Here is a 24,341-nt window from a genome sequence, read left to right as displayed (position 1 = left end):
TTTGGCGTCTGGCTCAGATCAGCAGAACCTGCGTGCCGTTCTTTGCATATCCGAACAGTTCGGCAATGTGGCGATTGTAAAGCCCGATACAGCCGTTCGACGATTGCCGCCCGATCTTGCGCGTGTCATGGGTGCCGTGAATACGGTAATACTTCCAACTCAGATACAGCGCATGCGTGCCCAAGGGGTTGTCCGGCCCCGGTCCCACAAAGGGTGGCCATTCCGGATTTCGTTTCCGCATCGCCGGGGTAGGCGCCCAGGACGGGCCTTCAACCTTGCGAATGACGCTGGTGCGGCCTCGGCGCGTCAAATCTTCGGTCAGCGGCACCGAGGTCGGGAACAGGCGGTAGATCGACTGATCCTCGGACCAGTAGTGCAAACAACGCGAGCTGATATCGACCAGGATGGCCCCATTGCGCGTGTTGCTGAAATAAGGCTGCCAGTTCAGGGCCCGAAAGCTTGAAACGTTGCGTTTCACAACTTCGGTCAGGTCACGTTCGCCCTGCGTCGTATTTTCAAACTGTGCAAGTGCAGGTGTCGCCAGGCCACTTGCGGCTGCGATCGTTCCTCCAAGGAACGCGCGTCTGCCCAGCAGCGCTTCCGGTTTCTTCCGCATTACTAAGTCTCCAGTATTCACTTGTATCGTCGTCATATATTGCGTCTGCGCATCAGTCGCAATTCAATCGCGTGTTATCGGCTTAATCTCGCAAAGCCGTCATTTGCCACTTGCCTATACTCACGATAGAACGGCACAGATACAATGTTTTTTGAATGAGAGACAGACAATGCGCGTGTTTTTGATGGCAGTTGCCGCTGCTGTGGCCCTTTCTGCGTGTGCTCCGACGACCGGAGGCATTGGCGGTGGCGTCAACATCTATCGAATCTCGTCTGGCCAGACGTCAAAGGTTCAATACCGAATGCTGGACAGCATCAACCAGTTGCGCCAGGCGGCCGGTGCCCAGCCGGTGAAGCTCAACTCGCAACTGAACGCGGCGGCGCTGACCCATGCCCGCGACATGTCGGTGCAGAACCGGCCGTGGCACTTCGGGTCTGACGGATCGTCCCCGATCGACCGCGCCCGGCGCGCTGGTTATACCGGCAACTATCTGGGCGAAAACATCTCGGAAACCTTCGAGACCGAATTGCAGACGCTGTCAGCCTGGATGAACAAGCCTGATACGCGGCGGATCATCCTTGACCCGCGCGCGCGCGATCTTGGCTTTGCCTGGTTGCAAGAGCGTAATGGCAAGATCTGGTGGGTGATGGAGATGGGTGGTTAACCCACCCCTCCAATCCGTTTACGGGTTGATATCAATCACAGTTCCCAAGCGAACCATCGTGAAGATTTCACGAATTTCGTGATTCTTGACCGAGATACAACCCGCGGTCCAGTCATCCCGCTTGGGATCTTGCGGGCGCCTGTCACCGTGGATGAAGATCTCGCCCCCCGGTTTGCGCCCCACCGATCGCGCGTGCTCGGCGTCCTGCCGGTTCGGGTAAGACACCCCGATTGACAGATAGAAGGCGCTTTTCGGATTGCGGCGGTCGATAACATAACGCCCTTCCGGCGTCTTGCCGTCACCTTCGTATTTCTTGCGGCCCTCAGGCGCGAATCCAAGTTTGATGCGATAGGCTTTCAGGATCTCGGTCCCGTGCATCAGATACATCTTGCGGTCGCCCTTATTGACGATGATCTGCGTCACCTCCGGCCCGTCATACTTGTATCTTTTCGGGCCGCAGGATGCGACAAAGACCACGGACAGGACGGCAAGGATTGTTAGAATGGCTCTCATTTCATGTCCCAAACTGCTCGTTGTTTTTTGCGACAATCGTAAATCAGATTGGTCGCAACACAAGAAAATTTGCAAACGAGCGGTCGGATCGGCGATTCCACGAAACGCTCAGCCGCGGGAAAAGCTGGCCACCTGTTCGGTATGGGTGGACCAGCGGAACTGGTCGACCACTTGGACCCAGTTCAGTTCATATCCCGCATCAACCAGAGTTTTTGCGTCGCGTGCAAAGGTCTGCGCATTGCACGAGACCATGGCGATGCACTTGATACCGGACGCCGCAAGTGCGGCAACCTGCGCCTCGGCCCCCGCGCGGGGTGGGTCGATGACGGCGGCGTCAAACCGCGCGAGGTCATCTGCCATCATTGGGTTGCGAAACAGATCGCGCGTTTCGGTCGTGACCCGACGCAGTCCTTGCGTCCGCCGCCAGCCCAAGGTCAGCGCATCTGTCATCGCGGCAAGGCCTTCGACCGCGTGAACCTCGGCAGATTGCGCCAGAGGCAGCGCAAAGGTGCCGCAGCCTGCGAACAGGTCGATCACCGAACTGGCTTTGCCAACGATCTCGCGCACAGCGTCCAGCAAGGCCGCTTCGCCCTCGCGCGTGGCTTGCAGAAACGCGCCCGGTGGCGGCACGACCGCGGCGACCCCGAACGTCTGTTCGGGTGGCGTTTCCGTGGCGATTATTTCACCGTTCCAAGTCAGTCGTGCAAAACCAAACTTGTTCAGAGCTAGGGCCAAATCAGTCTCTAACTCACGGTCAAGCGGCTTTCCGTCCGTAACCGACACATCCAGCCCAGCGACCGAATGAACGACATTGATCGACAGCTCGCCCTTGCGCGATGCCCCCAACATGGCCAATGCAGCCAGGTTTGGAAGCGCCGCCAGAATATCCGGGTGCAGCAGGTGGCACTGGCTGATCTCGGTGATTGTGTCGGAGCGGCGTCCGTGAAACCCGACGATCGCCCCTTTCTTGCCCCGCCGCGCAGACAGAACCGCGCGGCGGCGCGATCGGGGAGGCGATGTCACAATGGGTCTGAACTCCGGCGACAGGCCATGCGCGGCAAGCGCCGTGCGGACCACGTCCACCTTCCAATCGGCCACGAATGGATCCGAGGCATGCAAGAGCGCACAGCCCCCGCAGGCGTTGTAATGCGGGCATGGCGCTTTGACCCGATCAGCCGAAGGGGTCACGATCCGGGGTGCGGTGATGCGCCCCTCCTCGATCTCGCCCGTGACCACCTCTCCGGGCAGGCAGCGTGGTGCAAAGACCGGACCGGGTGCGATCCCGTCGCCCAGATGCCCCAGTCGGTCGATGACATGCGTTTCGCTCACGGCAACAGATCCTTCCGTGTCAGGGTGAAGCCGGATGCGATCCAAAGCTGTTCCAGCCGCCGCAACTCGGCGCCAAGGGCAGGGCCGGTCAATTTCGGCATCAAATCGGCGGGTTGCACGGGAAACGTGGCCTGTGCGCCTGCCTTGATCTCGTCCGCTGTAGTCGTGTCGATAGGCTGCCCCATTTGCGCAGCACGCAGCAGCACGACATCCTGTGCGAATTCAGCGCCGTCGTGATATGCCAGTTCTCCCGCGCCGACCATGTTTCCCATTTCGTCGCGCAGGCGTTCATACCGCTTGCGATCCCGTCTGGACAGTCGCAAACGCGCGGCAACGTCCTGCCCCCCCAGTGCCGCAAGACGGCGCAAGGGATCGGAAGCACGATGGCCCTCAAGATGACCCTCAAGATGGATGAGGGCAGGCAACACCCGCGCCTCGGCACCCGGCAAAACGGAACCCAGAACTCCGATCTGCGCCATGGTGGCAATGGCTGGCGCAGGGTCGGGCGCGGCCAGCAGCTTCAACATCTCGACCCCGACACGTTCACGCGACAACGTCTCTAACCCGCCCAAGTTTGCAGCAATCCCCGCAAGCGCATCCTGATCCATCCCCCGTGACGGATCCCCATACCAGGCATGAAAGCGGAAGAAGCGCAGAATGCGCAGATAATCCTCGCGGATACGATCGCCGGGATCATCAATGAACCGCACCCGACGCGCCGCCAGATCAGCCAGCCCGCCCAACGGGTCGACGACGAAGCCATCCGGCGTGGCGTAAAGCGCGTTCATGGTGAAATCGCGCCGATGCGCGTCATCTTCCAGCCGGTCCGAGAACGCGACAACCGCGCGCCGACCGTCGGTCTCGACATCCTTGCGAAAGGTCGTGACCTCCAACCCAATGCCGTCAGCGATGACGGTGACAGTGCCATGATCGATGCCGGTGGGCACGGCCCGCAACCCTGCGTCCGTGGCAACCTGCATGATGCGGTCAGGCCGTGCGTCTGTCGACAGGTCCAGATCCGAAATCGGCGCACCCAGCAGATCGTTGCGCACACACCCGCCGACAAAGAACACCTGATGTCCCGCCTGCGCGATCGCGGTGCAGACAGCCTGTGCGGCATCTGTCCTGATCCATTCGCCGGTCACACGTGTCATTGCGGCAGCCTTTCGGCCAGCGCGCGCAACATCCGTGCGGTGGCGCCCCAAATATAATATGGCCCATAGGGCACGGTTTCATACAGCCGCATCCGCCCCTGCCACATCCGGCCTTGGCGGGCGTATTTGGCAAGGTTAGAGACATGATCAAACGGCACTTTGAACACCTCTTCCACCTCACCGACCTCGGCAATGATGTCGAAGGGTTTTGTTATGAACCCGATCACCGGGGTCACGGAAAACCCTGTCACGGTCTCGTGCGGGGGCAATTGACCGATCAGCTCTACATGGGTCGGTGGCAATCCGACCTCCTCTTGTGCTTCACGCAGGGCGGCGGCGATCGCATCTGCGTCGCCCGGATCGACCTTGCCGCCCGGAAAGGCGATTTGACCCGGGTGATGCTTCAGCGCCGATGACCGCTTGGTCAGGATCAGTTGAAGCTGACCAGCTTCTTCGATCAACGGAATCAGAACACCAGCCGGGCGCAGCTTGCGGCCCATTGGAGGCTGCACATCGGGGTTCAAATCAAAATCCGAACTGCCGCGCCCCGGCTGGGTCACGGCCTTTCGGATCATGTCGAGCCTGTCAGTCACCCGGATCGACCGCATCTTTGCCCAACGTGGCCGGGTCCAGATCGTAATGCGCGCCGCAGAACTGGCAATCGGCGGTCACACGCCCATCGTCAGTCGTCATGTGGCCGATGTCGCGGGCAGAATAGATCGACAGGCTTTCGCGCACGCGCTGTTCCGAGCACGGGCAGCCGAAGCTGATGGCTTGCGGATCGAACACGCGCGGAGCCTCTTCGTGAAACAGGCGCACCAGCAGGTCAGTGGGTTGAACCGAGGGGCCGACCAGTTCCAGCTCCTCCACTGAACTGAGCAGGATATTCGCGCGGTTCCAGTTTTCGGCATCATCATCCGACATCAGATCCTGCGCCGACAAAAGCCCGCCCTCGCCGGACCCGCCTTCGCCAGTCACCTGCGGCGCGGCTTTCGGCATATGCTGCAACATGATCCCGCCTGCCCGCCAGCTTTCGCTGCCACCCGTCCAGGTCGATTTGCCGAACGTCAGGTGAAACCGGGTCGGCAGCTGCTCGGACTGAGCGAAATACGCTTGTGCGCAATCCGACAGCGATTGCCCGGCAATCGGCGTCATCCCGGTATAGGGCTTCTGTTCGCTGCCTTGATGGATCAGGATGGCGAAATACCCTTTGCCGATCTGTTCAAACCCCGGCGCATCCGGCTGCAGCCGGTCTTCATCAAAGCTGGCATAGGCGCGGATCGTGGCGGGCTCGCCTTCTGTCTTGGGCGCATAATAATCGGTGGCAATCAGCCGCGCCGGTCCATCGCCACGGACCTGCAGCGACAGCTTCCATTGCATCTTGATCGTCTGCCCGATTAGCGCAGTCAGCATGGCTGCTTCGGCCACCAAAGCCTCGATCGCCGGGGGATAGTTGTGTTGGGACAGGATCGTGTCCAACGTTCCGTCCAGCCGCAACACCCGCCCGCGAATGTCGCTGCGGTCCAGTTGAAAGGGCAGGATGGTGTCATCCCAGGCGATTTGGGTTCCAAGAGTCATGGGGTTTCCTATCGGCGTTCAGCTTGGCATACCGCGTCTATATGGTGTCGGCAACCGAAGGGAAAAAGTCAGATGCGCAGATTTGGCAATCAGCGAGAGGCCGGGCGCAGATATGTGCTGCGACCGGGCGCCTATGCCATTCTGATGCGGGGTCGGGATTTTCTGATCACCCATCAGGCTACGCCGTTCAACGAGTTTCAACTGCCTGGCGGGGGGATCGACCCCGGGGAATCGGCAATTGTCGCGCTGCATCGTGAGGTGCTTGAGGAAACAGGCTGGAAGATCGCTCAACCACGGCGCCTTGGCGCGTATCGGCGGTTCAGCTATATGCCGGAATACGATCTGTGGGCCGAGAAGATCTGCCACATTTTCACTGCCCGACCCGCCCGCAGGGTCAGCACCCCGCTGGAGCCGGATCACGACGCCATCTGGACGGACGCCGCAACCGCCCAGCGCCTTCTGTGCAATGCAGGCGATCGTCACTTCCTTCGCCGCTATCTGCGGTCTGGCTGAAAGGTCACCATGACACAGGACAGATCGTCACCCAGATCCTGACCGCCCGAATACGCATCCAGATCCCAGACCAGCGCGTCAAACAGGGCCTCGTTCGTCAGCGCGCTGTTCTTACGCAGAAAGTCGGCGAACCCGACTTCGTCCAGCATGGCACCACCGGGGCCAACGCACTCCGTAAAGCCGTCGGAATAGAAGATCAGTCGCTCGCCCGGTGACAAGGTCATTTGCTGCCTTTGGAACTGGGCGTCCTCGATCAGGCCGATGGGCATGCCGCCTTCACCGAAGAAAGTGGCATCGTTTTGCGGTGTCAGCCGTACCGCGTTCGGGTGCCCACATTGCGTCAGGTCGACCCCGCCACTGGTCAGATCCAGATACCCGAACAGCATGGTAAAATAGTGCTCGGACCGCAGATCGTTCAGCAGCAGCTTGTTCAATTCATCGGCAACCATTTCGGGTGGACGAGGGCGATAATCGCCGTTCGGGCCTTGCTCCAACGCGATATTATGGGTCGGCGAGCCGTCCGAGAAATACGACGCCAGACGCGCAGTCAGAAGGGCCGACGCGATCCCGTGACCCGATACGTCAATGGAATAGAAGGCCAGCATGTCAGGACCGGCCTCAAAAAAACCGACAAGATCACCCCCGACATGGCCGCAAGGCTTCAGCATCAATGACACCTCGGCCGTTCCGAAATCACGATATTTCTCGCGCACCAGGGACTGCTGCATCTTTCGCGCTTCGACCAGATCGCGGTCCAGCGAATCATACAGCGCCTGGATTTCGGCAAGGGTGGTGGTGACAAGACGGTTCTTGTCCTGCAATTCCCGCTCCATCGACAGGATACGGCCACCGGCATTGATACGTGCGCGCAATTCGTCCGGGTTGACAGGTTTGGCAAGGAAATCATCGGCACCGACATCCAGCCCCTGCGCGACCGCGCCCTTGTCGGTCTTGGACGTCAACAGAATGAAATACACATAGCCCGTACGTGGCAGGTCGCGAAACGCGGCGCACAGTTCCAACCCGTCCATCCCCGGCATCATCCAATCACTGAGGATCAGATCGAAGTGGTTCCGCGTCAGAATTTCCAGCGCCTCGTCACCGGTGCCCGCCTCGGTCACGTCATACCCCTGGCGCGTCAGCGAAGACGTCAGAATGCGCCGTTGTGCCCGACTGTCATCAACCACCAAGATGCGTCGCACCGGATTCATCACCACTGTCTCTGGTGTGTCGTTCAACGACGGTTCGTCACTGTTTATATATGCATTAGCGGCGCTCACACCTGTGTCCCGACCTAGGAATCGCTTCGACAGACATCGTTAAGCCCCGTCATTTAACAGCGCTTTAATGCGCAAATTTTAAATGATCTTCGCAGCTTACCGCTTGTTAACTGTCTGCGCGTAAACTGACCCGAAGTATGAGGAGGTCGCGATGATCAACTGGACGCGCGTGAACGAGTTGAAGGCCGAGATCGGGGAGGATGATTTCGCCGAGGTGGCTGAGCTGTTTCTGGAGGAGGTTGAGGAAGTTCTTGGCCGTCTGAAATCCGCGCCGAAGCCCTATCTATTCGAACAAGACATGCATTTTCTGAAAAGCTCGTCATTGAATCTGGGGTTTGACCGGCTGTCCAAACTGTGCGGCGAAGGCGAACGGGAAGCCGCCGCCGGCAACTTTGAGGCCGTTCCGCTGACCCCGGTGTTTCAAGCCTATGATGCTTCGAAACAGGCGTTTCTGAACGGCGGCTAAAGCACGAACTCCGCGATGGTTTCATCGTTGGTAATGTCTGAATACACGAAACCACCAGCATCCAGTCGTGCAAAAAGCGTGTCGAAGTTCTCAGGTTTCTTGGTTTCGATCCCGATCAGAACCGACCCGAAATTGCGGGCGCTTTTCTTCAGATATTCAAACCGGGCGATGTCATCGTCCGGCCCAAGGGTTTGCAGGAAATCCCTGAGCGCGCCGGGCCGCTGCGGAAGCCGCAGCAGGAAGTATTTTTTCAGACCCACATATCGCTGACTGCGCTCTTTCACCTCCGGCAGACGTTCGAAATCAAAATTGCCGCCCGAGGTCACACAAACCACGGTTTTTCCCTTCACCGCAGCGCGCAGGTCTTTCAGCGCATCAATCGACAAGGCACCCGCGGGTTCAAGCACCACGCCTTCGACGTTCAGCATCTCAAGAATGGTCGAACATATACGATCTTCCGGCACGGCCAGAACCCGATCGGCTGGCGTGGCTTTCAGAACATCAAAGGTCAGCTGCCCGATCTGGGCCACCGCCGCGCCATCCACGAAATTGTTGACCTGGCCGAGCTTCACCGGTGCCCCAGCCGCCAGGGCGGCGGCAAGGCTGGCGGCGCCCGCAGGCTCAACAAACCGCACTTCGGTCTTTGGTGCCACATCGCGCAGATATCTGGTGACGCCGGCGGACAACCCCCCGCCGCCGACCGGCAGGACGACCATATCGGGCAACCGGTGCAACTGCTCGACAATTTCGGCAACCACACTGGCCTGGCCCTCGATCACATCGAGATCGTCGAAAGGTGACAGGAAATGCCCGCCCGCGTCGGAACAGAACCGCATCGCTTCGGCCAGCGTGTCGTCAAAATAGTCTCCAACAAGCCGGATTTCGACGTTCTGGCCGCCAAACATGCGCGTTTTGTCGATCTTTTGCTGGGGTGTTGTCACCGGCATGAAAATGACGCCGGTCACATCAAAGTGGCGGCACACGTAAGCCACCCCTTGCGCATGATTCCCTGCCGAGGCGCAAACAAAAACACGCTGCGCCCGGTCGCGCGATCGGGCCTTGGCCATCGCATTCAACGCGCCGCGAATCTTGTAGCTGCGCACCGGGCTCAGATCTTCGCGCTTCAGCCAGATATCGGCTTCATACAGATCGGACAGGTGATCGTTGCGCTGCAGGGGTGTTGCAGGAAACAGCGTGCGCATCAGATGCTCGGCGCTGTGCGCTTTGTCGGTAAATCTGGTCATGCACCAATGCTTGGACCGAACGATCGACAGGCGCAATCCTTTGCCGAAAGATATATCGGCGATTGACGACGCTCGCCCACTTGCCACTAATTTGACGTAATCATCTGCAACCGTCGCATATCCGAAGGAGAGCTGTGACATGAAAATCTCGAAACATCTGACCATTGGTGCACTGGTCGCTGCCCTGGCGGTACCGGCCGTCGGCACCGTTGCCCTGACCCTGACGGCCGAGCCTGCCTTTGCGAAAGACAAGGATCGCGGAAAATCCAAGGACCGTGATCGCAAGGAAAAGCGTGATCGGAAAGAGAAACGCGACCGAAAGGATAAACGTGAAAGTAAATCGCGAGGGTCGGATCGAGCCAAAGGACAACAGGCCAAGGCTGCGGTGATTCCCGGCGCCGGGGGCAAAGGATCGGTGCGCAGCGTGCTGAAGGGGGCCAATGCCTCGAACGCCAGCGCCCGCGCGCTGGAACAGGCAAGCCCCAACAGCCGGGTCGGCAAAGCTGCGCTTTATCGGGATGCGGTTCTGGCCGCAACCACCGCTGACGAAGCTGCCGCCGCCGCCGCTGCCATGCTGAAAGAACACCAAGCCACCGATCCCGGCTTCACCGCAGCCGAGACGCAAGCTGTGATCGACGGATTGGAAGAAACCAAGCAAACCCTTGCGGATCAGGAAACCGCACTGCTGGCCGAACAGGAAGAACTGAACGGCAAAACGGAGCTGACCGAAGAAGAACAAGCCCGCCTTGACGAGATCGAGGGCGAACTGGAAACGGTCCGCACCCAGCAGGCCGAGAACGCAGACAACTTGGCGTCGGCGAATGAAGACCTGGCCACCGCGATAGGCTATGAGACCGAGCTGGACCGCTTGCAAATCGAGCTGACCGAGGCTGAGGACGCCGCAGCAGGCGCCGAGACAGGGCAAAAGGATGCGCTGCTGGCCCTGACAGATGGGCGCGACATTTCCGAGAATGAAGAGGCCATGGCCGAGCTTCATTCCAACCTTGGACTTCCGACCGAAGAGCCGGACACGCCGGAAGAGGAGTCGCCCGAAGACACGGATGTCGGTGAGACCGAAGAATCCGAAGATCCGACATCTGAATCATGACCAACAGACGCAGGCGGTTCACCCGCCGCCTGCGCCTCACAGGCTTTCGCCTCTCTTCCTTGCTCTTGCCAGCAAAAACAGGTAACTGCGCGCTGACCACACGTAGGAGAAAACGATGTCTGCGCCCAAGAAAGTTGTCCTGGCCTATTCCGGCGGACTTGATACCTCGATCATCCTGAAATGGCTGCAAACCGAGTATGGGTGCGAGGTGATCACCTTCACCGCTGATCTGGGTCAGGGGGAAGAGCTTGAGCCCGCCCGCAAAAAGGCTGAAATGCTGGGCATCAAGTCGGAAAACATCCACATCGAAGACCTGCGTGAAGAATTCGTGCGCGATTTCGTGTTTCCGATGTTCCGTGCGAACGCTCAGTATGAGGGGCTGTATCTGCTGGGCACCTCGATCGCGCGGCCGCTGATTTCCAAGCGATTGGTCGAAATTGCCGCGGAACATGGCGCAGATGCGGTCAGCCATGGCGCCACCGGCAAGGGCAATGACCAGGTGCGGTTCGAACTGGCGGCCTATGCGCTGAACCCGGAAATCAAGGTGATCGCCCCCTGGCGTGAATGGGATCTGAGCTCGCGCACCAAGCTGTTGGATTTTGCCGAACAGAACCAGATTCCGATTGCCAAGGACAAGCGTGGCGAAGCGCCGTTCTCGGTCGATGCGAACCTGCTGCACACCTCGTCCGAGGGCAAGGTGCTGGAAGATCCCGCCGAGGATGCGCCGGACTACGTCTATCAACGCACCGTGCATCCAGAAGATGCGCCCGACGCGCCCGAGTTTGTCGAGATTGGGTTTGAAAAGGGCGACCCGGTGTCGATCAACGGGGTGGCGATGTCGCCCGCTACGATCCTGACCGAGTTGAACGAATATGGCCGCAAGCACGGCATTGGCCGTTTGGATCTGGTCGAAGGCCGTTACGTGGGCATGAAATCGCGCGGGATTTACGAGACCCCCGGCGGCACCATCCTGCTGGACGCCCATCGCGGGATTGAATCGATCACCATGGACCGCGGCGCGATGCATCTGAAAGACGAATTGATGCCGAAATATGCCGAGCTGATCTATAACGGCTACTGGTATTCGCCCGAGCGCGAAATGCTGCAGGCCGCGATTGACCTGAGCCAGGAACACGTGACCGGCACCGTGCGTATGAAGCTTTACAAGGGTCTGGCCCGCGTGGTGGGCCGCTGGTCGGATCACTCGCTTTATTCCGAAGAGCATGTGACGTTCGAGGAAGATCAGGGCGCCTATGACCAGAAAGACGCGGCAGGGTTCATCCAGCTGAACGCGCTGCGTCTGAAGCTGATCGCCATGCGCAACAAACGTGTCGGCAAGTGAATTCCGAAGACGAAGACAACGATGAGCTTGAGATGTTCATCGAAGCTCAGGACACTGTCTGGGACGATGTCCTAAGCGAACTTCAGGTGGGCAAAAAGACCAGCCACTGGATGTGGTTCGTCTTTCCACAACTGGCCGAGCTTGGTCAGTCGGATATGTCACAGCTTTACGGGCTGGAAGACCTGACCGAGGCCGAAGCCTATTTGCGCAATGACGAATTGAAGCGGCGCCTGATCGTCGTGTCCTCGCTGCTGCTGGAGCATGCGGGAACGGATGCAAGGCAAATCTTTGGCAAAGTCGATGCGATGAAATTGCAATCTTGCATGACACTGTTTGCTGCCGTCCCGCAGCCCCCACCCGTGTTTCAGCGGGTGCTTGACGCCTTCTATGACGGCGCACCCTGCCGCCGCACAACCGCCGCGCTGACCCGAACCTGACGTCACCGGCCGCAAGGTCAATCTTGCCTACAATCCCGCCTTTGCCCTATCGCAGTCGCAAAAGGGGGGTGTTCATGCCACTGACAAAAATTGCCGACGGGATTCGCACGGGCCTTGCGGGGCGCAGCTTTGACGGATCGTTGAAATTTGATTGCGGCGCGGACGGGGTCATCATCCTGGCTACGGGTGATGTCAGCACGGTGGATCGCGACACTGACTGTGCGCTGCACCTGTCGACCGAGAACCTGCAGAAATTGCTGGCAGGCAAGCTCAACCCGATGACAGCCGTTATGTTGGGCAAGATCAGGATCACAGGCGACATGCCAACCGCGCTGAAACTTGCGCGGTTGCTGGGCTAAGGCCGCGTCGCCAGAAAATCGTCCACTTCATCGGATCGGGGCATTGCCGAAGATGTTCCTTCGCGCGTGACCTGAATGGCCGACGCCGCCGACGCCCGGCGGAGTGCCGTGTCAACATCCTGCCCCTGATCCAGCGTGGCGACCACGTTGCCTATGAAGCAATCCCCGGCGCCGGTCGTATCCACGGGGTCCACCCGGAACGCAGGCGCCTGATGTTCAGCCCCCGCCTGACGGTCCAGCCAGATGGCCCCTTTTGCCCCGCGCGTGATCACCAGATGCGGCACCTCGATGGTTTCGACTGCAGTGCCCAGGGCCGCTGACAGTTGCTCGGCCTCGACCTCGTTCACCGCAAGCAGATCAATGACCGGCAGCATCGCGATCGCTCGGGACGCGTCGAAAGGCGCGGCAGAGTAGATCACGAACACACCTGCGGCACGCGCCATCTGCGCGGCCTCATAAGTCAGGGTGGTTTCATTCTGCAGAAGAAGGTGGTCTCCGGACCCAGATCCGCGCAACGCGTCTTTGACCTGTGCTTCGGAAATATCGGCATTTGCGCCGGAATAGAGAATGATCAGGTTTTCGCCCTCAGGGTCCACGCATATATTCGCATGACCCGTCGCGGTTGCGATGGTCGCGATGTGGTCGGTGTTGACCCCGGCGTCCGACAGCCGGGATTTGCACCAGCCCCCGTCCGCACCCACTGCGCCGATGTGATGTACTTTTGCGCCCGCCAGCGCAGCGGCGATGGACTGGTTTGCGCCCTTTCCACCCAGTCCGACATGATAGCCTTGCGATGCAAGCGTTTCCCCCGGTTTGGGCAGGTGGTCGACCTGATAGAAATGATCAATGTTGATGGAGCCAAGATTATAGATCGCCACGACATCCCCCGTTCGGGCCAGTTGTTTTGCTACAGCCTATTGCGCTGGACTATTATCACAAGGGAAAGCTAGGTTGGACCACCGATGCCTGTCTTCATTCCGATTACTGCATTTGACTTTCTGCTTGTATTCCATTGTATACCGTTTAGATGAGCACTGACGCGCATCCGAAGCATGGAGGTACCCGTGACCAGCAAGATCCAAGCAACCCTGATTCCCGGCGATGGAATCGGCCCCGAAATCACCAAAGCCGTTACCGCCGTTCTTGACCATATGGGCCAACCGTTCGACTGGGACGTGCAACAGGCCGGTATGGCAGGCATTGACGCAGAAGGCGTACCGCTTCCGCAAAACACCATCGACAGCATCCGGCGCACGAAACTGGCGCTGAAAGGTCCGCTGACCACGCCCGTGGGCGGTGGCTTTACGTCGATCAACCTGCAACTGCGGCAGGAATTCGAGCTCTTTGCCAATGTGCGCCCGACCAAGACGATCAAGACCGATGGGCGGTATGACAATGTCGATATGGTGATTTTCCGCGAGAATCTGGAAGGGTATTACATCGCCGATGAAGGTTACATCGAACATAATGGCGACCCCGAAGGTAAGGTCTATTCCACCGGATACAACACCAAGGAAGAAGCGCGGCGCATCACCCGCGCGGCCTTTGACTATGCGGTGGCAAACGGGCGTAAGAAGGTCTCGATCGTGCACAAGGCCAACATACTGAAACTGCTGTCCGGCATGTTTCTGGAAGAGGCCCGCGAGATCGCGAAGGAATACGAAGGCAAGGTAGCGTGGGACGAGCGTATCGTCGATGCCTGCGCCATGCAGATGGTCATGTATCCCGACGATTTCGACGTGATCGTCACCACCAACCTGTTTGGCGACATCCTGTCCGACCTTGCCGCCGGTCTGGTCGGCGGTCTGGGCCTGGCCCCCGGCGCCAATATCGGCAAGGACGCCGCGATTTTCGAGGCCGTCCACGGCTCGGCCCCCGACATTGCCGGTCAGCAAAAGGCCAACCCCTGCGCGTTCCTGATGGCCGCCGGCCTGATGCTGGAGCATGTGGGCAAGACCGATGACGCCGAACGCCTGAAAAAAGCAGTGATAGGCACTGTTCAGGACAAAGATCGCGTAACCCCGGATCTGGGCGGCACCGGCAACACCATGTCGATTGCCGAAGCGATTATGGACCGGCTGTAAGCGCACACACCCTGCCACAGGGGTCGCGGACTGATCGCGGCCCTTTTCTTTCTGCCTGTTAGCGCCCTGCCCCTTTTTTTTCGCACGATGTTTGTGTATGTGGGTGGGGAAATTTCACCAATCACCGCATCGGGGCGCCGCCCCTTCGGTGAAGCCTTCCGCGAAAAAAGAGGTGTCCTGACATGACCGATACATCGCAACCAGATATTCTGTATACCATCGTAGACGAAGCCCCCGAACTGGCCAGCGCATCGTTCCTGCCGATCATCAAGCGGTTTGCGTCGGCGGCCGGTGTGACCGTTGGCACCAAGGACATCTCGCTTGCCGCGCGCATCATCTCGGCCTTCCCGGAATACCTGAGCGAAGATCAACGCCAGCCCGACGATCTGGCCGAACTTGGCAAGCTGGTGAAAACGCCGGATGCGAATGTCATCAAGCTGCCCAACATCTCGGCCTCGGTCCCGCAGCTTGTCGCTGCTGTCGAGGAGCTTCAGGCCCAAGGCTACGCCCTGCCCGATTACCCCGAAGAGCCCAAGACCGACGACGAAAAGGCGATCCGCGCGCGCTATGACGCGATCAAGGGCTCAGCCGTGAACCCGGTTCTGCGCGAAGGCAACTCGGACCGTCGCGCCGCAAAGGCCGTAAAAAACTTCGCACAGAAAAACCCGCATTCGATGGGCGACTGGTCGGCAGACAGCAAGACCAAAGTGTCGTCCATGCCCGACAATGATTTCTATGCCAACGAGAAATCGGCCACTATCACGGCAGATCAGGCAGGCGACGCAAAGATCGAATTCGTCGGCAAGGACGGCAACGTCACAGTCCTGAAAGATGGCTGGACGCTGGAGGAAGGCACCATCGCAGACGCGACCTTCATGTCGGCCAAAGCACTGGGTGCATTCCTGGCCGACGCCATCGAAGACACCAAAAAAGACGGCACGATGTTTTCGCTTCACATGAAAGCGACGATGATGAAGGTCTCGGACCCCATCATCTTCGGCCATGCCGTTAAAGCATGGCTTGCCCCTGTGTTCGACAAGTTTGGCGACAAGCTGGAAGCGTTGGGCGTGAACCCGAACTCCGGCATGGGCGACCTGCTGGAACGCGTCGAAGGCGACGCCGAGATTATGTCCGCCATTGAAGCTCTGACCGCTGAGCGTCCCGCCATGTATATGGTCGACTCGGACAAGGGCATCACTAACCTGCATGTGCCATCTGATGTGATCATCGACGCCTCGATGCCCGCCGTGATCCGCGCGGGCGGCAAGGGTTGGGACGCCGCTGGCAAGAAAGGCGACACCAACTGTGTGATCCCTGATCGTTGCTATGCGACCGTCTATGACGAGACGATCAACTTCTTCAAAGAAAACGGCAAATTGGACGTGACCACCGCTGGCGCTGTGGCGAATGTGGGTCTAATGGCGCAGAAAGCTGAAGAATACGGCTCGCACCCCACCACGTTCGAAGCCCCCGCAGATGGCACCATTCGCATCGTGCTGGCCAATGGCGAAACCCTGCATGAGCATCAGGTCGAGGCCGGTGACATCTGGCGCGCTTGCACCGTGAAGAAGGCTCCGATTGAAAACTGGATCGAGCTGGCGATGGATCGCCAGCGCCTGACCGGTTCGGAAGCGATCTTTTGGCTGGACGCAAACCGCGCCCATGACGCCGAGCTGATCAAATATGTGAAGCCAGCGCTGAAAGCGGCCGGTGTGGCGGACAAGTTCCAGATCATGGCGCCGCGCGAAGCGACCCGCCAGTCGCTGGAAACCATCACCGCGGGCAGGGATTCGATTGCCATCACCGGCAACGTGCTGCGCGACTATCTGACCGACCTGTTCCCGATTTTGGAGCTTGGCACCTCGGCCAAGATGCTGTCGATCGTGAAGCTGATGAACGGTGGTGGATTGTTTGAAACCGGTGCGGGTGGATCCGCCCCCAAGCACGTTCAGCAACTCGTTGAAGAAAACCACCTGCGCTGGGATTCGATGGGCGAGTTCTGCGCGCTGGGTGAAAGCCTGAACTTCCTGGCCGACGCGAAAGGCAATGCCAAAGCCGGTGTTCTGGGCGCTGCGGCTGAGGAAGCCACGCAAGGTATCCTCGACAACAACCGCTCGCCCTCGCGCAAGGTGGGTGAGCCGGACAACCGCGACAGCCACTATTGGTTCGCCCGCTACTGGGCCGAGGCGCTGGCCGCCCAGACCGATGACGCCGAAATCGCAGCGGAATTCGCCCCGATTGCCAAGGCGCTGGCCGATGGCGAAGACGCAATTCTGGCAGAACTGGCCGCCGTGCAAGGTCCGCCCGCCGACATTGGCGGATACTATCACCCGAGCGTTGAGAAAAAGGCGAAAGTGATGCGGCCCAGCGCGACGCTGAACGCCATCATCGGCTAAGCTGCCAATCACAGGCTGCCCCTGAACACCCCGTCACCTTGTGGCGGGGTGTTTCCATATGCGCCCTAGGGTCCCTGGGTAAGCACATTGCCATCCAAGAGTTCCGCACGGCTGGGAAACCAGATGTCCCGGTTCGGGCGGTCATAGATGCGCGCCGTGAACGCGTCACTGACCCCTTGTGCCACAAAGAAGCGACGATCGCGGTCCTGTTCGGCCTTCACATCAAATTGCGGCAATCTGGCAGCATCCATCAGCGCATAGCCATGAAACCCCAGGCGCGCATCGGGATGTGCGGTGCGCCTGGCCCCGGCGATGAAGATGATCGTGCAGGCCGAACTGCATGTCTGGGCAACATGAGTGTCTAATCCTGCGGAAACGATCAGTTTCGCCACCCCGCGCGCTTCGAAGATGTTGCCGCCTGGGCTGTCCAGATGGACCGCTGACAGATCAGGATACTTGCTAAGCAGCGCGCTCATTCGCTTGGTGACACCATGGGTCAGCTCTCCTTTGAACCTCACCACCTGTTGGGCATCATCCACCGAAATCTCGTATTGTGCTGCCCGGATACGATCCATCTTCGCGGAATACAGCTCGTCCGGCGGCGGAGCGTTTGCAGCCAACATCAATCCCCACCATTGCGACAGCATCACCGAGACCGCAACGATGAAGGCAACGATCCCGCCCCATAGCGGCAGCAGGGAGCTTGAGCCGGATAACCCGTGTTCCGCCGTGCGAAAGTAACCGACGGACTGCCAGACCATCACGATCAGGTCCGCCACGATGGCAACATACAGAAACGCCTTAGGCAAAGGCTGCGCGATGGTCAGCAGCACCAGCGCAGCATAGACCAGCAATCGCACCGCCAAGCCGTTCACCCAGAACGCTCGGGTCAGGGGCTGCTGACCGCGCCAATGAGTCGCCAGATATCCCATGCCCAACGATAGGGGCTTGGGGTCGCGCCGGTCAAACCGGGCGGCTTATCGTTCACCCAGACGCGCGGCGGCCAGGACAGCCATGTTCAGAATGTCGTTTGATGTCGAGCTGGTCGAACAAATCTGGATCGGTTGATCAATGCCCGACAGAATCGGCCCGATCACCGTCGCCCCCGCCAGTTCCTGCATCATCTTGACCGAGATCGAGGCCGAATGCCGCGCCGGCACAACCAGCACATTCGCCGGGCCGGACAAACGGCAGAACGGGTAATGCGCCATCACCTCGGCGTTCAGGGCCACGTCGACGGTCATCTCGCCGTCAAACTCGAAATCCACGCCGCGCTTTTCAAGGATCGCGGGGGCTTCGTGCATCTTCTCGGCCCGTTCCGACACCGGATACCCGAAGGTCGAGAAGCTGACAAAGGCCACGCGCGGCTCAAGCCCCAAACCTCGCGCCACCCCGGCAGCCCGTTCGGCGATGTTGGCCAGATCTTCGGTCTCGGGCCATTCATGTACCAACGTGTCGGCGATCAGCACGATCCGCCCCTTGTGCAGAACAGCGGTCACGCCCACTGCCCCGTCCGTCGCGCGCGCGTCGAACACGTGGTTGATCCGGTCAAGAATATAAGCCGACTTGCGCGTCGCCCCGGTGATCAGCCCATCCCCGTGTCCGTGCGCCAGCATAAGCGACGCGAACACGTGACGATCCCGTGCCGCCAGACGGTGAATATCGTGACGATCAAACCCGTTGCGCTGCAGGCGTTCATACAGGAAATCCTTGTAAAGGGGCATCTGCTCCGTATTGGCGGCGTTGACCACCCGCAACTCGCGCACCGCGTCCCCAAGCCCTTCGGCCTGCAGCTTGGCCTTCACATCGTCCTCGCGCCCGACCACAAGCGCGCGGCCATAGCCGTTGCGCTGATACTGAACGGCTGCGCGCAGCACCTGTGGCGTATCGCCTTCGGCAAAGATCATCGTCGCCTGGTTCTTGCGCGCCCGCGCGGTGATCCCACGCAGGATCGAAGCGGTCGGGTCCATCCGCGCCTTCAGGCTCAGCTCGTACCCATCCATGTCGATGATCGGGCGACGGGCGACGCCGGTATCCATCCCGGCACGCGCGACAGCAGGCGGAACAACATAGATCAGCCGCGGATCAAACGGAGTGGGAATGATGTAATCGCGCCCAAATGTCAGCTTCTTGCCATAGGCCATCGCGACCTCATCCGGCACATCCTCGCGCGCCAGTTCGGCCAGCGCACGGGCACACGCGATCTTCATCTCGTCATTGATGGCTCGTGCATTTATGTCTAACGCACCGCGAAACAGATAGGGAAAGCCCAGAACGTTGTTTACCTGATTGGGATAATCTGACCGACCCGTCGCAACGATTGCGTCATTGCGCACCTCGTGTGCCTCTTCCGGTGTGATCTCAGGATCCGGGTTGGCCATCGCGAAAATCACCGGGTTGTCTGCCATCGAGGCGACCATGTCCTGCGTCACCGCCCCCTTGACCGACACGCCAAGGAACACATCGGCGCCTTCCATCGCTTCCTCCAACGTGCGCAAATCGGTGTTGGCGGCGTGGGCGGATTTCCATTGGTTCATCCCGTCCTTGCGGCCCTGATAGATGACGCCCTTGGTGTCACACACGATGCAATTGTCATGCTTGGCGCCCATCGCCTTGATCAGCTCGATACAGGCAATGCCCGCTGCGCCCGCGCCGTTCAGAACGATCCGGCAATCCTCGATCTTTTTGCCCGACAGATGCAGCGCGTTCATCAGACCCGCCGCACAGATCACCGCTGTGCCGTGCTGGTCGTCGTGAAAGACGGGGATGTCCATCTCTTCCTTCAGGCGCTGTTCGATGATGAAGCATTCCGGCGCCTTGATGTCCTCAAGGTTGATCCCGCCAAAGGTCGGACCCATCAGCTTCACCGCGTTTATGAAAGCCTCGGGGTCTTCGGTATCCAGCTCGATGTCGATCGAGTTCACGTCGGCAAACCGCTTGAACAGAACCGCCTTGCCCTCCATCACGGGTTTCGAGGCCAGCGCACCCAGATTGCCAAGCCCCAGAACCGCCGTCCCGTTTGAAATCACCGCGACAAGATTGCCCTTGTTGGTGTAATCATAGGCTGTCTGAGGGTCCGCCGCGATGGCTTCACACGGCACCGCCACACCGGGGCTGTAAGCCAGGGACAGATCGCGTTGGGTCGTCATCGGGACAGACGGGGTGACCTCGAATTTTCCCGGCATGGGGTCCAGATGGAAGGCAAGCGCCTCTTCCGACGTGATCTTGGCTTTGGGCATGAAAACGGCCTTTGTTATTGGTCTTGTATCGACCAACCCATACAAGGGGTTCGCGATGGCCTCAACCGCTATTCTGGAAATTTTCTATCGCTTGGGCAAGGCATTACGCAATAATCAGAAAGCAATGGCTGGTTTGCTGCAATAACCGGTATGTTAGCGCCATCTTGCCCCAACACGCGCCATCCCTTCGGTTCCTACGTGCGTTTTCAGGACGATCGCCCTATACCTGCCCCACCAGACAAGGGGTATCACGTGGCTCAAAAAATCTTACTGACAGGCGGCGCCGGGTTCATCGGGTCGCACACCTATGTTGCGCTGGCAGAGGCGGGGTACGAGGTCATCATCCTCGACAATTTCTCGAACGCGCGCCGCGATGTCATTGACAGGCTTGAGGTCATCACCGGCGCCCCCGTGACGTGCATCACCGGGGATGTGCTGGACAGCGCGCTGCTGGACCGCATCTTTTCCGACCACAAGATCGCCGCCGTGATCCATTTTGCCGCGCTGAAAGCGGTGGGGGAGAGTGTTGAAAAGCCGCTGGACTACCTGACCACGAACATCGCGGGGCTGTATGCCCTGCTGGGCGCCATGCAGCGCGCCGGCGTCCATACTCTGGTTTTCTCGTCGTCGGCCACCGTCTATGGCCAGCCTGAAAACCTGCCCGTGACCGAAGACGCGCCGCGCGACTACACCAACCCCTATGGGTTCACCAAGCTGATGTGCGAACAGTCGCTGGAACAAATCGCCGCCTCAGACGCGCGTTGGACCTTTGGCGTGTTGCGCTACTTCAACCCGGTCGGCGCGCATGACACCGGGCTGATTGGCGAGGACCCCAACGATATTCCCAACAACCTGATGCCCTATATCGCCAAAGTTGCAACTGGCGAGCTGGAAAGCCTGTCGGTCTTTGGCGACGATTACGACACGCCCGACGGGACCGGTGTGCGGGACTATATCCACGTGATGGACCTGGCCCGCGGGCATGTGCAGTCACTGGACGCGTTGCTGTCCACACGCGCGGGGCATGTGGTGAACCTGGGCACGGGCACCGGGTATTCGGTGCTGGAAATGCTGACCGCCTACGAGCGCGCCTGCGGGAAAACGCTGCCGTATCGCATCGCGCCACGCCGTGCAGGCGATGTGGCTTGCGTCTATGGCGACACGCAGTTGGCGCATGATATTCTGGGTTTCAAGGCGGAATTGGGTCTGGATGAGATGTGCGCGTCAAGCTGGAACTGGGTGTCGCGCCGCAAAAACACCTGATCCCCCTTTTACCCCGCTTGCGAAGACCATAGTCTGGCGCAAACCGGATCATGGGGGACCGAAGTTGAGCGATAAGATGGCCAAAGTCACGCCGATGATGGCGCAGTTTCTTGAGATCAAGGAAGGCTACCCCGACGCGCTGCTGTTTTATCGCATGGGCGATTTCTACGAGCTGTTCTTTGACGACGCGGTCGCCGCCGCCGCCGCGCTGGACATCGCCCTGACCAAGCGCGGAAAGCATCTGGATAAGGACATTCCGATGTGCGGCGTCCCGGTCCATTCTGCCGAGGGGTATCTGCTGACCCTGATCCGCAAGGGGTTTCGGGTTGCCGTCTGCGAACAGATGGAAGACCCCGCCGAGGCGAAGAAGCGCGGGTCGAAAGCGGTGGTCAAGCGTGATGTCGTCCGCTTGGTCACACCCGGCACATTGACCGAAGAAAGCCTGCTGGACGCGCGCCGCCATAACTTTCTGGCGGCCTATAACGAGGTGCGCGACGATGCGGCGCTTGCGTGGGTCGATATCTCGACCGGTGCGTTTCGGGTGATGCCCTGCAATCGCACGCGCCTGTCCCCTGAACTGGCCCGCCTGGCGCCGCGCGAACTTGTCATGTGTGACGAACTCTCCTCCGATCTGGGCGAAATAGTCACTGAATCCGGGGCGTCCACAACGGATCTTGGCCGCGCTGCGTTTGACAGCACCGGCGCAGAAAAGCGCCTGCTTGAGCTGTTCAAGGTCGGATCGCTGGACGCCTTTGGCTCCTTTTCGCGGGCCGAGTTGGGTGCGATGGGCGCGATCGTCGAGTACCTCGACATCACGCAGAAAGGCAAACTGCCGCTGTTGCGCCCTCCGGTCCGCGAAATGGCACATGGCACGATGCAGATCGACGCCGCGACCCGCCGCAATCTGGAACTGACACACAGTCTGACCGGCGGGCGGGATGGGTCGCTTTTGTCGGTGATCGACCGGACGGCCACCGCGGGCGGGGGCCGTTTGTTGGAACGCCGCCTGTCCAGCCCGTCCTGCGATCTGAGCGAAATACACGCGCGGCTGGATAGCGTTCGTTTTTTCCATGAACGCGCGCGGCTGACCGAGGATCTGCGCGCCCTGCTGCGCAAGGTACCTGACATTGACAGGGCCCTGTCCCGGCTTGGGCTGGATCGGGGCGGACCGCGCGATCTGGCCGCCATTCGCGGCGGAATTTCAGCGGCGGCGGATATTGCGCAGCTTCTGGACGGTCACGACCTGCCGCCAAGGATCGCCGAGGCGACATCAGCATTGACCGGGCATGATGACCTGTCCGCACTTCTAGAAGACGCCTTGGTGGCAGAGCCGCCCCTTCTGGCCCGCGACGGTGGGTTCATTGCGCCCGGCTATGACGACGACCTGGACGAAGCGCGCCAATTGCGTGACGAAGGGCGTGGCGTGATCGCCGGGATGCAGGCGCAATATGCTGAACACACAGGGATTGGTAGCCTGAAGATCAAGCACAACAACGTACTGGGCTATTTCATCGAAACCACCGCGACCCATGCGCAGAAAATGCTGAGTGCTCCGCTGTCAGAGCACTATATCCACCGGCAAACGACGGCGAACGCGGTCCGTTTCACCACCGTCGCGCTGAGCGATATGGAAACCAAGATCCTGAACGCTGGCAATCGGGCGTTGGAGATCGAAAAACGTCTCTATTCCGCCTTGGTTGTGAAAGCACTGGATCGCGCAGGCGAGGTTGCCAACACCGCCCGCAGCTTGGCTGAACTGGACGTGGCAGCCGGATTTGCCACGCTTGCCCGATCAGGAAACTGGACGGCACCAAGGGTGGACGACAGCCGCGTTTTCGATGTACAGGCCGGTCGTCACCCGGTCGTGGAGGCTGCACTCAAACGCGCAGGCGATCCGTTTGTCGCCAATGACTGTCGCCTGTCAGACGGCGCGCGCGACGCCGACATCTGGCTGCTAACCGGTCCGAACATGGCAGGTAAATCGACCTTCCTGCGGCAGAACGCATTGATTGCGTTGTTGGCGCAAAGCGGCAGTTACGTGCCAGCCAAGTCGGCCCATATCGGCATCGTGTCACAACTGTTCAGCCGTGTTGGCGCATCCGACGATCTGGCGCGGGGGCGGTCGACCTTCATGGTTGAAATGGTGGAAACCGCCGCGATCCTGAACCAGGCAAACGACCGCGCGCTGGTCATTCTGGATGAAATCGGGCGCGGTACGGCAACCTATGACGGGTTGTCGATTGCCTGGGCCACGCTTGAGCATCTTCACGATGTAAACAGGTGTCGCGCTTTGTTCGCCACGCATTATCACGAGATGACACAGCTCGCCGCCAAGCTGGACGGCGTGGAAAACGCCACCATCGCGGTGAAAGAATGGGAGGGCGAGGTCGTGTTTCTGCACGAGGTGCGCAAGGGCGCGGCGGACCGGTCCTATGGGGTGCAGGTCGCCAAGCTGGCGGGGCTTCCCGACAGTGTGATCGCGCGGGCCACCACCGTTTTGGAGGCGTTGGAAAAAGGCGAGCGTGAGGGGACAGGGCAGAAGGCGGTGATCGACGACCTGCCTTTATTTGCCGCCACGCCCGCCCCCGTCCAGACGCCTGCCGCTGGCCCGTCGGAGGTTGAACAAGCATTGGCAGACATTCAGCCGGACAGCCTGAGCCCGATTGAAGCCTTGAACCTTCTCTATCAGCTTCGCGAAAAATTGGACGCCCAATGAAAAACGCCCCCGATGCTGGGGGCGTTTTCGTAATCCGGGT

Annotated in this window: 22 protein-coding genes; 11 read left to right on the top strand and 11 right to left on the bottom strand. The window is 59.9% G+C overall.

The window, feature by feature from the left end:
* Window positions 1-13 precede the first annotated feature (13 nt).
* Window positions 14-616, bottom strand: a complete 603-nt coding sequence (locus tag MUY21_RS10360) for a L,D-transpeptidase (RefSeq protein ID WP_191286806.1) — start codon at window positions 614-616, stop codon at window positions 14-16.
* Window positions 617-785: 169 nt separating this feature from the next.
* On the opposite strand from MUY21_RS10360, the gene MUY21_RS10355 reads away from it, so the two are divergent.
* On the top strand, window positions 786-1,280 hold the full coding sequence (locus MUY21_RS10355) for a CAP domain-containing protein (protein ID WP_248410318.1): 495 nt from the start codon (window positions 786-788) through the stop codon (window positions 1,278-1,280).
* Between the two features lie 18 nt (window positions 1,281-1,298).
* Here the strand turns inward: MUY21_RS10355 and MUY21_RS10350 are convergent, their stop codons facing one another.
* From MUY21_RS10350 to MUY21_RS10330, 5 genes are all read right to left on the bottom strand, one after another.
* Entirely contained in the window at window positions 1,299-1,793 is a 495-nt protein-coding gene (locus MUY21_RS10350; protein ID WP_248410317.1) for a L,D-transpeptidase family protein, read from the bottom strand.
* Window positions 1,794-1,901: 108 nt separating this feature from the next.
* On the bottom strand, window positions 1,902-3,122 hold the full coding sequence (locus MUY21_RS10345; protein WP_248410316.1) for a class I SAM-dependent RNA methyltransferase: 1,221 nt from the start codon (window positions 3,120-3,122) through the stop codon (window positions 1,902-1,904).
* Entirely contained in the window at window positions 3,119-4,276 is a 1,158-nt protein-coding gene (locus MUY21_RS10340; RefSeq protein WP_248410315.1) for a CCA tRNA nucleotidyltransferase, read from the bottom strand. The genes MUY21_RS10345 and MUY21_RS10340 overlap by 4 nt, the downstream gene beginning before the upstream one ends.
* On the bottom strand, window positions 4,273-4,869 hold the full coding sequence (locus MUY21_RS10335) for a CoA pyrophosphatase (protein WP_248410314.1): 597 nt from the start codon (window positions 4,867-4,869) through the stop codon (window positions 4,273-4,275). Before MUY21_RS10335 ends, MUY21_RS10340 begins: the two co-directional genes overlap by 4 nt.
* On the bottom strand, window positions 4,862-5,854 hold the full coding sequence (locus tag MUY21_RS10330) for an Hsp33 family molecular chaperone HslO (RefSeq protein WP_248410313.1): 993 nt from the start codon (window positions 5,852-5,854) through the stop codon (window positions 4,862-4,864). Before MUY21_RS10330 ends, MUY21_RS10335 begins: the two co-directional genes overlap by 8 nt.
* A gap of 72 nt (window positions 5,855-5,926) precedes the next feature.
* Here MUY21_RS10330 and MUY21_RS10325 point away from each other — a divergent pair, with 72 nt between their 5' ends.
* On the top strand, window positions 5,927-6,367 hold the full coding sequence (locus MUY21_RS10325; protein WP_248410312.1) for an NUDIX hydrolase: 441 nt from the start codon (window positions 5,927-5,929) through the stop codon (window positions 6,365-6,367).
* Here MUY21_RS10325 and MUY21_RS10320 read toward each other — a convergent pair.
* Complete coding sequence (locus MUY21_RS10320; protein WP_248410311.1) at window positions 6,349-7,605, bottom strand: SpoIIE family protein phosphatase; 1,257 nt, start codon at window positions 7,603-7,605, stop codon at window positions 6,349-6,351. The genes MUY21_RS10325 and MUY21_RS10320 overlap by 19 nt on opposite strands.
* A gap of 193 nt (window positions 7,606-7,798) precedes the next feature.
* Between MUY21_RS10320 and MUY21_RS10315 the strand changes: the two genes are divergently transcribed.
* A complete protein-coding gene (locus tag MUY21_RS10315) occupies window positions 7,799-8,113 on the top strand; it encodes an Hpt domain-containing protein (protein ID WP_248410310.1) in 315 nt (104 codons plus the stop codon).
* Here the strand turns inward: MUY21_RS10315 and ilvA are convergent.
* Complete coding sequence (ilvA, locus tag MUY21_RS10310) at window positions 8,110-9,357, bottom strand: threonine ammonia-lyase IlvA (protein ID WP_248410309.1); 1,248 nt, start codon at window positions 9,355-9,357, stop codon at window positions 8,110-8,112. The two genes, MUY21_RS10315 and ilvA, sit on opposite strands and share 4 nt — an antisense overlap.
* A gap of 139 nt (window positions 9,358-9,496) precedes the next feature.
* Here ilvA and MUY21_RS10305 point away from each other — a divergent pair, with 139 nt between their 5' ends.
* The 4 genes from MUY21_RS10305 to MUY21_RS10290 all read left to right on the top strand — a co-directional run bounded on the left by MUY21_RS10305 (window position 9,497) and on the right by MUY21_RS10290 (window position 12,603).
* Complete coding sequence (locus tag MUY21_RS10305) at window positions 9,497-10,465, top strand: hypothetical protein (RefSeq protein WP_248410308.1); 969 nt, start codon at window positions 9,497-9,499, stop codon at window positions 10,463-10,465.
* A 115-nt stretch (window positions 10,466-10,580) separates the two neighbouring features.
* The gene (locus tag MUY21_RS10300; protein WP_248410307.1) at window positions 10,581-11,807 is read left to right on the top strand and encodes an argininosuccinate synthase; all 1,227 of its coding nucleotides are present in this window, start codon (window positions 10,581-10,583) and stop codon (window positions 11,805-11,807) included.
* Between the two features lie 32 nt (window positions 11,808-11,839).
* Entirely contained in the window at window positions 11,840-12,244 is a 405-nt protein-coding gene (locus MUY21_RS10295; RefSeq protein ID WP_248410306.1) for a DUF1810 domain-containing protein, read from the top strand.
* A 74-nt stretch (window positions 12,245-12,318) separates the two neighbouring features.
* Window positions 12,319-12,603: an SCP2 sterol-binding domain-containing protein gene (locus MUY21_RS10290; RefSeq protein WP_248410305.1), complete on the top strand. Its 285-nt coding sequence runs from the start codon at window positions 12,319-12,321 to the stop codon at window positions 12,601-12,603.
* Here MUY21_RS10290 and MUY21_RS10285 read toward each other — a convergent pair.
* Window positions 12,600-13,481 carry a ribokinase gene (locus MUY21_RS10285; RefSeq protein WP_248410304.1) on the bottom strand — a complete coding sequence of 294 codons (882 nt, stop codon included), beginning with the start codon at window positions 13,479-13,481 and terminating at the stop codon, window positions 12,600-12,602. The genes MUY21_RS10290 and MUY21_RS10285 overlap by 4 nt on opposite strands.
* A gap of 186 nt (window positions 13,482-13,667) precedes the next feature.
* Between MUY21_RS10285 and MUY21_RS10280 the strand changes: the two genes are divergently transcribed.
* On the top strand, window positions 13,668-14,687 hold the full coding sequence (locus tag MUY21_RS10280) for an isocitrate/isopropylmalate family dehydrogenase (protein ID WP_248410303.1): 1,020 nt from the start codon (window positions 13,668-13,670) through the stop codon (window positions 14,685-14,687).
* A 182-nt stretch (window positions 14,688-14,869) separates the two neighbouring features.
* Window positions 14,870-17,083, top strand: coding sequence for an NADP-dependent isocitrate dehydrogenase (locus MUY21_RS10275; RefSeq protein ID WP_248410302.1), 2,214 nt, complete (start codon window positions 14,870-14,872; stop codon window positions 17,081-17,083).
* 65 nt (window positions 17,084-17,148) lie between these two features.
* On the opposite strand, the gene MUY21_RS10270 is transcribed toward MUY21_RS10275, so the two are convergent.
* Both MUY21_RS10270 and MUY21_RS10265 read right to left on the bottom strand, forming a co-directional pair.
* On the bottom strand, window positions 17,149-18,015 hold the full coding sequence (locus tag MUY21_RS10270; RefSeq protein WP_248410301.1) for a hypothetical protein: 867 nt from the start codon (window positions 18,013-18,015) through the stop codon (window positions 17,149-17,151).
* A 45-nt stretch (window positions 18,016-18,060) separates the two neighbouring features.
* Window positions 18,061-20,322 carry an NADP-dependent malic enzyme gene (locus MUY21_RS10265; protein ID WP_191286822.1) on the bottom strand — a complete coding sequence of 754 codons (2,262 nt, stop codon included), beginning with the start codon at window positions 20,320-20,322 and terminating at the stop codon, window positions 18,061-18,063.
* Between the two features lie 252 nt (window positions 20,323-20,574).
* On the opposite strand from MUY21_RS10265, the gene galE reads away from it, so the two are divergent.
* Together galE and mutS are read left to right on the top strand one after the other, a co-directional pair.
* A complete protein-coding gene (gene galE / locus MUY21_RS10260; RefSeq protein WP_248410300.1) occupies window positions 20,575-21,585 on the top strand; it encodes a UDP-glucose 4-epimerase GalE in 1,011 nt (336 codons plus the stop codon).
* Between the two features lie 94 nt (window positions 21,586-21,679).
* Window positions 21,680-24,301: a DNA mismatch repair protein MutS gene (gene mutS / locus MUY21_RS10255; protein WP_248410424.1), complete on the top strand. Its 2,622-nt coding sequence runs from the start codon at window positions 21,680-21,682 to the stop codon at window positions 24,299-24,301.
* Window positions 24,302-24,341 lie beyond the last annotated feature (40 nt).

Source organism: Aliiroseovarius sp. S2029, assembly GCF_023195575.1.
Classification (GTDB): domain Bacteria; phylum Pseudomonadota; class Alphaproteobacteria; order Rhodobacterales; family Rhodobacteraceae; genus Aliiroseovarius; species Aliiroseovarius zhejiangensis.
This window is presented reverse-complemented; position numbering and strand designations above follow the sequence as displayed.

What these genes read in the sequence shown, in the direction of transcription:
- MUY21_RS10300 (WP_248410307.1), top strand. Translation starts at nt 10,581, where the DNA reads ATGTCTGCGCCCAAGAAAGTTGTCCTGGCCTATTCCGGCGGACTTGAT.
- MUY21_RS10360 (WP_191286806.1), bottom strand. Translation starts at nt 616, where the DNA reads ATGCGGAAGAAACCGGAAGCGCTGCTGGGCAGACGCGCGTTCCTTGGA.
- MUY21_RS10355 (WP_248410318.1), top strand. Translation starts at nt 786, where the DNA reads ATGCGCGTGTTTTTGATGGCAGTTGCCGCTGCTGTGGCCCTTTCTGCG.
- MUY21_RS10315 (WP_248410310.1), top strand. Translation starts at nt 7,799, where the DNA reads ATGATCAACTGGACGCGCGTGAACGAGTTGAAGGCCGAGATCGGGGAG.
- MUY21_RS10325 (WP_248410312.1), top strand. Translation starts at nt 5,927, where the DNA reads ATGCGCAGATTTGGCAATCAGCGAGAGGCCGGGCGCAGATATGTGCTG.
- MUY21_RS10305 (WP_248410308.1), top strand. Translation starts at nt 9,497, where the DNA reads ATGAAAATCTCGAAACATCTGACCATTGGTGCACTGGTCGCTGCCCTG.
- MUY21_RS10295 (WP_248410306.1), top strand. Translation starts at nt 11,840, where the DNA reads ATGTTCATCGAAGCTCAGGACACTGTCTGGGACGATGTCCTAAGCGAA.
- MUY21_RS10265 (WP_191286822.1), bottom strand. Translation starts at nt 20,322, where the DNA reads ATGCCCAAAGCCAAGATCACGTCGGAAGAGGCGCTTGCCTTCCATCTG.
- ilvA (WP_248410309.1), bottom strand. Translation starts at nt 9,357, where the DNA reads ATGACCAGATTTACCGACAAAGCGCACAGCGCCGAGCATCTGATGCGC.
- mutS (WP_248410424.1), top strand. Translation starts at nt 21,680, where the DNA reads ATGATGGCGCAGTTTCTTGAGATCAAGGAAGGCTACCCCGACGCGCTG.
- MUY21_RS10330 (WP_248410313.1), bottom strand. Translation starts at nt 5,854, where the DNA reads ATGACTCTTGGAACCCAAATCGCCTGGGATGACACCATCCTGCCCTTT.
- MUY21_RS10350 (WP_248410317.1), bottom strand. Translation starts at nt 1,793, where the DNA reads ATGAGAGCCATTCTAACAATCCTTGCCGTCCTGTCCGTGGTCTTTGTC.
- MUY21_RS10290 (WP_248410305.1), top strand. Translation starts at nt 12,319, where the DNA reads ATGCCACTGACAAAAATTGCCGACGGGATTCGCACGGGCCTTGCGGGG.
- MUY21_RS10340 (WP_248410315.1), bottom strand. Translation starts at nt 4,276, where the DNA reads ATGACACGTGTGACCGGCGAATGGATCAGGACAGATGCCGCACAGGCT.
- MUY21_RS10270 (WP_248410301.1), bottom strand. Translation starts at nt 18,015, where the DNA reads ATGGGATATCTGGCGACTCATTGGCGCGGTCAGCAGCCCCTGACCCGA.
- MUY21_RS10275 (WP_248410302.1), top strand. Translation starts at nt 14,870, where the DNA reads ATGACCGATACATCGCAACCAGATATTCTGTATACCATCGTAGACGAA.